This window comes from Okeania sp. (assembly GCF_983059655.1).
On sequence record NZ_CEZPJD010000391.1, the window covers coordinates 1 to 7,339 of the forward strand.

The 7,339-nt window shown below is 41.6% G+C and carries 2 protein-coding genes; both read left to right on the plus strand.

What is annotated here, in order from left to right; genetic code table 11:
- The first annotated feature begins 191 nt into the window (after positions 1-191).
- Positions 192-1,946, plus strand: coding sequence for a two-component system response regulator (locus AC3DU7_RS20105; RefSeq protein WP_488041081.1), 1,755 nt, complete (start codon positions 192-194; stop codon positions 1,944-1,946).
- Between the two features lie 996 nt (positions 1,947-2,942).
- Positions 2,943-7,339, plus strand: a 4,397-nt coding sequence (locus tag AC3DU7_RS20110) for an ATP-binding protein (RefSeq protein ID WP_488041082.1), incomplete at its 3' end; no start/stop codon positions are given.

The following is a 7,339-nucleotide window of genomic DNA, read 5'->3' on the forward strand; positions in this document are numbered from 1 at the left end:
CCCTACTCTAAGTGCCAAAAATAATTTTGTGGTCTACTCAAATGAAAAGCGCTGAAAGTTGTAAAAATTGTGGTTGACTGTCTGTTGACGCGACAGATGCAAGAAAATGGCGGTAATTATCCAGAAAGCATGACCATTTTTGTGGAGAACTGATAATATCGAGACTTACAGATGAAGTAAGATATTAAATATTGTTAGCTCAATGGGGCAGTCAAAGTATGAAAACACCAATTATTCTGATCGTGGATGATGAGCCAAATAACTTCGATGTGATTGAAGCCCTGCTCGCAACCTACAATTATGAATTACATTATGCAAAGAGTGGAGAGGCAGCAATTGATTCTCTTGACTCAATTCAACCCGATCTTATTCTCCTAGATGTTGCGATGCCTGGAATGGATGGCATGGTAGTCTGTCAGAAGTTAAAAGCAATGCCTCAGTGGCAATCTATTCCGATCATTATGGTGACAGCCTTGACAGCCAAGCTGTTTCTATCTCGATGTTTAGAAGCTGGTGCAGATGATTTTATTAGTAAGCCCGTTGGCCGCTTAGAACTCAATGCTCGCATCCGTTCAATGCTGCGCATTCGCCAACAACATCAGCAATTGGCTGCATTTAATGCCCAGTTGGAAGCAACTATACAGGAACGAACAGAGCAGTTGCAAACCATTATTGCTCAAGATAACCTGACAAAACTTCCCAGTCGAACCAAGCTCCTAGAGCAATTAGCCGAATGTTTGGCAAGGGAAGACTCAACCTTAGCTGTTATTATTCTTGATTGCGATCGTTTCCACTTAGTTAATGGTTCGTTTGGTCACTTGTTTGGAGATTGGCTCCTAGTTGCCATCGCTCAACGATTACTGGAACTGACTCGCCCTAGCGATATCCTTGCACGTCTTGGTGAAGATTCTTTTTGTTGGGTAGTCAATCACATTTCTGAGGCTAATACCGCTGCAATTGATTTGGTGGTTCAAACGATTAGGAACAGTTTTCAGAGACCTTTTTTGGTGGGAGAGTGTGAAATTTATATGACTGCTAGTATGGGGATTGCCTTTAGTCAGGAAACCTGTCAAACAGCGACGCAACTTCTCCAAGCTGCCGATACAGCAATGTATCAAGCCAAGCTTAGAGGTAAGGGAAGTGTTCAAATATTTTCCCCGGAGATGCATACTCAAATTCACGATCGCTTGACCCTAGAAGCAGATCTCCAACGAGCATTGAATAATCAGGAGTTTACTGCATTTTATCAGCCCATTATTCACCTTGAAACTTTAAAGACAGTCGGCTTTGAAACGTTAATTCGTTGGCAACACCCTGATAAAGGTATTATTCCTCCAGGGGTATTTATCCCTTCGATGGAAACTTCGGGTTTGATTGAGCCTGTGGGAATTTTAATTTTAAAAAAAGCCTGTCAGCAGCTACAAGTTTGGCATCAGCAGGGATGGCCAGAGTTAACCATGAGTGTTAATGTCTCACCTCGGCAATTTAACTCACCAAACTTATTAGATGATATTGAGCAAGTGTTGACTGAAACCAAGGTAAATCCAGCCCGCCTGAAGCTTGAAATTACCGAAAGTGCTATCATCAGCAATGTAGAGAATGCTATCGCCTTGATGAAAGAGTTACAAGCTCGACAGATTCAAGTGAGTATTGACGACTTCGGTACAGGCTATTCATCTTTGAAATATTTAAACTGCTTTCCAGTCAGTAATCTCAAAATTGATCGTTCCTTCATCAACGAATTTACTTCAGAAGACAATCGTTATCCGATTGTGAACACAATTATAGCTCTTGCTCAAGAATTAGGATTATCGATTATTGCAGAGGGAATTGAAACACAACAACAGCTTTTATGGCTCCAAAACCTAAAGTGTGACTTTGGACAGGGCTATTTTTTCTCCAAACCACTTCCAGCAGATGAGATAGAACGAAAATATTTGAATTAGCAATACTCAATGCTATCATCGGTAGTGTAGCGCTATGCGCAAAGCAACAAAGGGAATGCTGACCAAGAAAGGGAACGCGCACCAAGAGAAGCAACAGGAGAATACAAAAGGGTTTTAGCTTCTATAGCAATCAGGAATCAGTTGTGAGAATTGAAATGTTCCTTCAAAATATAGAATATAGCAATTATTATATTATATAGCAATCAGGAATCAGTTGTGAGAATTCAGATGTTCCTTAAAAGTATAGAATATAGCAATTCTTATATTCATATGATACATTTTTTTCTTTTTCTCTGTTCCCTGTTCCCTATTCCCTGTTCCCTAAAAGTTTTCAATATCTCACAACTCAAATCATATTGCTATATGAATATAATAAGTTTTTTTCTTCTTCTCTGTTCCCTGTTCCTTGTTCACTGCATTAACCTCCTACAAACCCGATTTCTTATACTAAATTCAAAAAGTAAAGCTACTCATCTTAACTTCATGACTACTGACTACTCTAAACCTAAGTAGGGGCTGAATAAGTCTTTTTGCTGAGGTAGGGGACTCACCCCCTAATACCAATTCCCAAAAGTATTGCTATACTTGGGTAATACTTCAGTTGTTAACTAATCAGCACGAGAAAAATCACTTTTTTGGTATTCTTGGTACGTTGAGAAGAAATAGAGATATATTTCTTCCCAACTCAACACCTTTTCTTTCTCATAAGTTGCTGCTTTAATAGAAAAAGTGATAATATAAGATTTAGTGGAACTGCTCTGATTTAATATTTGTTAGGATTTCAGTTAATGCCTTACCTGAAACTAATTTAGGTGCAGAAATTTTATCTTTAATACAAAATCTGCATGTAATAACAGGTATTAATTAATTAAATATTTATACACCTTTTTTTTTACCCGGATAACGTGGGTATTAAAGTGATGCTTCTCACAACTTACTATCTTTTTTAAATCATACAATTAATTAGGATTTAAACTGTCCTAACGAGGCTCAAGTATGTTAGATCATCTCCTACCTTCTATTCCAGGCTACACTCTGACTACACAACTCTATGTCGGGAGTCACACCACTGTTTACCGGGCTATTAGTGAGCACCATAGGGAATCAGTGGTAATTAAGGTGCTGCGATCGCCATACCCAAACTTCAGGACATTAGTCCGCTTTCGCAATCAGTACATAATTGCTAAAAACCTTGCCTTTCCTGGCATTGTCAAACCCCTGGCCTTAATCTCCTGGCACCATAGCTATGCCTTAGTAATAGAGGACGTAGGGGGTATCAGCATACGGGACTATGTGAGGACCCACGGCCGCCTTTCGATAGAACAGGTAATAGCTATTGCTCTACAGCTAGCAGATAGCCTACAGCATTTGAGTCAGGAGCGAGTCCTGCACAAAGACATCAACCCAGCCAATATTCTGATTCATCCTGACACCCACCAAGTCTGGCTGACGGACTTTAGTCTAGCCTCGCTATTGTCCAGGGAAAGCCAGGAATTACAGAGTCCTGGTACTTTAGAAGGGACTCTGGCCTACATTGCCCCAGAGCAAACCGGGCGCATGAACCGGGGCATTGACTACCGAGCCGATTTCTATAGTTTAGGAGTTACTCTCTATGAATTGTTGACCGGGGAGCTGCCCTTCCAGAGCAGTGACCTGATGGAATTAATCCATTGCCACATTGCAAAAGCTCCCGTATCGCCATGTGAGGTTTATAAAAGGCAGAAGGCAGAAGACAGAAGGCAGAAGGTAGAAGGCAGGGATACAATTCTGAATTCATCTATCCCTAAACCTCTCTCCGATATTGTCCTCAAGCTAATGGCCAAAAATGCCGAGGACCGTTACCAGAGTGCCTTGGGCATCAAGCATGACTTGCAACAGTGTTTGCACCAATGGCAGGTGTCTGGACAAATTGAATCGTTTGAATTGGGGCAGGAGGATCGGTGCGATCGCTTCCTAATTCCTGAAAAGCTCTACGGACGGGAAGCAGAAATTCAAATGCTCATGGATGCCTTTGAAAGAGTAGCATCCCCTCTTGATCAGGGGGGAAGAGCAGAATTAATGTTGGTAGCTGGGTTTTCTGGTGTGGGTAAAACTGCTGTGGTGAATGAAGTTCATAAACCAATCACCAGACAAAAGGGCTATTTCATCAAGGGTAAATTCGATCAATTCAACCGTAACACTCCCTTCTTAGCATTTGTGCAAGCGTTTCGTAGCCTAATGGGTCAGATTCTAAGCGAATCGGATGTTGCTTTGGCAGACTGGAAAGTCAAAATCCTGGCAGCGGTAGGTAAACAGGGAAAAGTTCTGATTGAAGTGATTCCTGAGCTAGCTTTGATTATTGGTGAGCAACCTGCTGTGCGAGAATTGTCAGGGATAGCTGCCCAAAATCGTTTTAATCTGTTGTTTGATAAGTTTATTCAGGTCTTTACTACCCCAGACCATCCCTTAGCAATCTTTTTAGATGACCTGCAATGGGCTGACTCAGCCTCATTGAATCTACTCAAGCTGCTAATAACTGGGGCAGAGACGGGGTATCTATTGGTGCTGGGAGCCTATAGAGACAATGAGGTGTCTGCTGCCCATCCCTTGATACTGACACTAGACGAGTTGCAGCAATCTGTAACAACTTTTCATACCCTTACCCTAGATCCCTTAAAACAGGATGACATTAACCATTTAGTGGCAGAGAGTTTGCACTGTTCGGTAGAGATTGCTATCCCATTAGCCGAATTGGTGTACCAAAAGACCCAGGGTAATCCATTTTTTGCCACCCAGTTTTTACAAAGCCTTCAAGCCGAAAGCTGGATTACATTTAATGCTGATGCGGGTTACTGGCAATGCGATTTGAGCCAGATTCGCCCGTTAGCTCTGACCGATGATGTCGTTGAATTCATGATCGGACGATTGCAGCAATGGCCAGAAATAACCCAGAATACTTTAGCGATCGCAGCCTGTTTAGGAAATCAGTTTGAACTTGATACCCTAGCAACGATCTGTGAACAATCTCCAGAAATGTTAGCCCATGATTTGTGGCCTGCTATCCAGACTGGACTGATAATTCCAGACAATGAAACCTATAAGTTTTTTCAAGAAATAGATAATCAGCCAATAACAACTCAGCTAATAACATCTCATCAAGTAACTGTTATCTATCGGTTTTTACATGACCGGGTACAACAAGCCGCTTATGCCTTCATTCCAGAACAGCAAAAACAACAAACCCACTATCGAATTGGCCGATTCCTATTAGAAAAAATCTCTCCAGACAAGCAGGAAGAGCATATTTTTGACATAGTCAATCAACTCAACATGGGTCGAAACCTGATTTCCCATACTGACGAACAATATCAATTAATATCGCTGAATTTGCGTGCAGGCCTCAAGGCCAAGGGTGCTACCGCCTATGGGGCAGCCTTAAAATACTTTGATATCGCCATCGAAACCCTACCGAAAGATGGCTGGCAACAGAACTATCCCTTAGCCCTCAATTTGTACGAAAATGCAGCCGAAGTTGCCTATCTGTCTGGCCATAGGGAACGGATGGAAGCCATGATTAAAATTGTGACGATCCAAGCAAAGACCAGCCTGGATACTGCCAAAATCTTACAAATCAAGATGCTATTCTGCTTGGGACAAAATCAGCCCCTCGCTAGCATTAAAATTGCCCGTACTCTGCTCCAGGAGATGGGTGTTATCTTGCCAAGTTCTCCCACCCTAGAGGATGTTAAGCAAGAGCTAGAAAATTTTAAGCAGTTTGCAGCCCAATTCAATTTCGATGAGGTTATAGCATTGCCGACTCTCACCGATCCAGAAAAATTGGCTATTGTTAGCACTTTAATGTTGGTGATACCACCAACTATGATTGTATCTCCAAATTTATTTTGCCTGATTATTTTGATAGTCAATAAGTTTTCCTTAGAATATGGCAACTCCCCTTATTCTGCCTATGGCTATTCAGCTTGGGCAATTCTGTTAAAGAACTTAGAACAAGATTTAGATGGAGCCTATGAATGGGGACTTTTGTCATTAAAGCTGCTAAATACATCCAATTCTACGGCTTGGGGCAATAGGGTTTACCAATCGATGAGTGCGTTTATCATCCATGGAAAACGTCACGTCAAAGAAAGTTTGAGTATGTTGCAAGAAGCCTATACCAGTGGCTTAGAAAATGGAGATTTTGAATTTTCAGCGTATGCAATATTTGTGAAATGTTACAACCTGTATTTTATTGGACGAGAATTATCTGAGGTTCAGCAAGCATTACTCAAAGCGAATGAAGCTTTATCTAATCTTCGGCAGAAGCTACCTCTTTCCTGGACCCAATATTGTTATAGAACGATTATTGCTCTAAGCAGTGGATCAAAAGATACTGATATCCTAGAAGAATATATATTTGATATTGATGTCTATGTTCAATCGAAACAAAAACAAGGTGATGCATTTGGGCTGTGTTATTTATATTTCAATCAAGCAACTTTACTATATATATTGGGTGATTACCCTCAAGCCTTAGCAGCTTCAGAATTAGCAGAACAATACATAGCCGGACCAGTAGGAATGCTGATGGAAGTGATTTTCTACTTCTATGATTCATTAATTCATTTAGCCTGCGTTCAAGGGAAAGAGGATGAAAAGATTCTTGCCAAGGTGAGTGAAAATCAACAAAAAATGAAGCGTTGGGCTAATAACGCTCCGATGAATTTCCAACATAAATACGATTTGGTTTGCGCGGAGGAGCAGCGACTATTAGGCGATCGCTTAACCGCCATGGAATACTACGACCGCGCCATTGCCGGAGCCAAAGAAAACGAATATCTCCAGGAAGAAGCGTTGGCTAATGAATTAGCAGCCAGATTCTATCTGGATTGGGGTAAAGATAAAATTGCTACCCTCTATTTGCAAGAGGCTTATCTCTGTTATGACCGCTGGGGCGCGAAGGCTAAAACTAATGCCCTGGCAGAGAGCTATGCACTGTTGCTCCAACCAATTCTTCAGCAGACAAAAACTATCGACCCCCTGGCAACTTTACACAATATTGCACCATTGAATCTATCTGTCCATTCCTCTGCTAGTAGCTCTCAACCTGCGACCGGGAATCTAAATACAGTTCTTGACCTGGCAACAATCTTTAAATCTGCCCAAGCCTTTTATGAAAGCATTGATCTGAGTGAACTGCTCGAAAAGCTAGCCCCAAGAATACTCGAAATATCTGGAGCAGAACGCTTGGCATTGCTGTTGCCAGATGCCGATCACACCTGGCAAGTGAAGGTAACAGCAACTGCTGAAACTACCCAGTTGGTTTCAGAATCACTGACGGACAATCCCTACCTGCCAGTACAGCTAATTCGTTATGTCCAAAGGACCCAAGAAATTTTGGTGGTCGATGGGTTAGA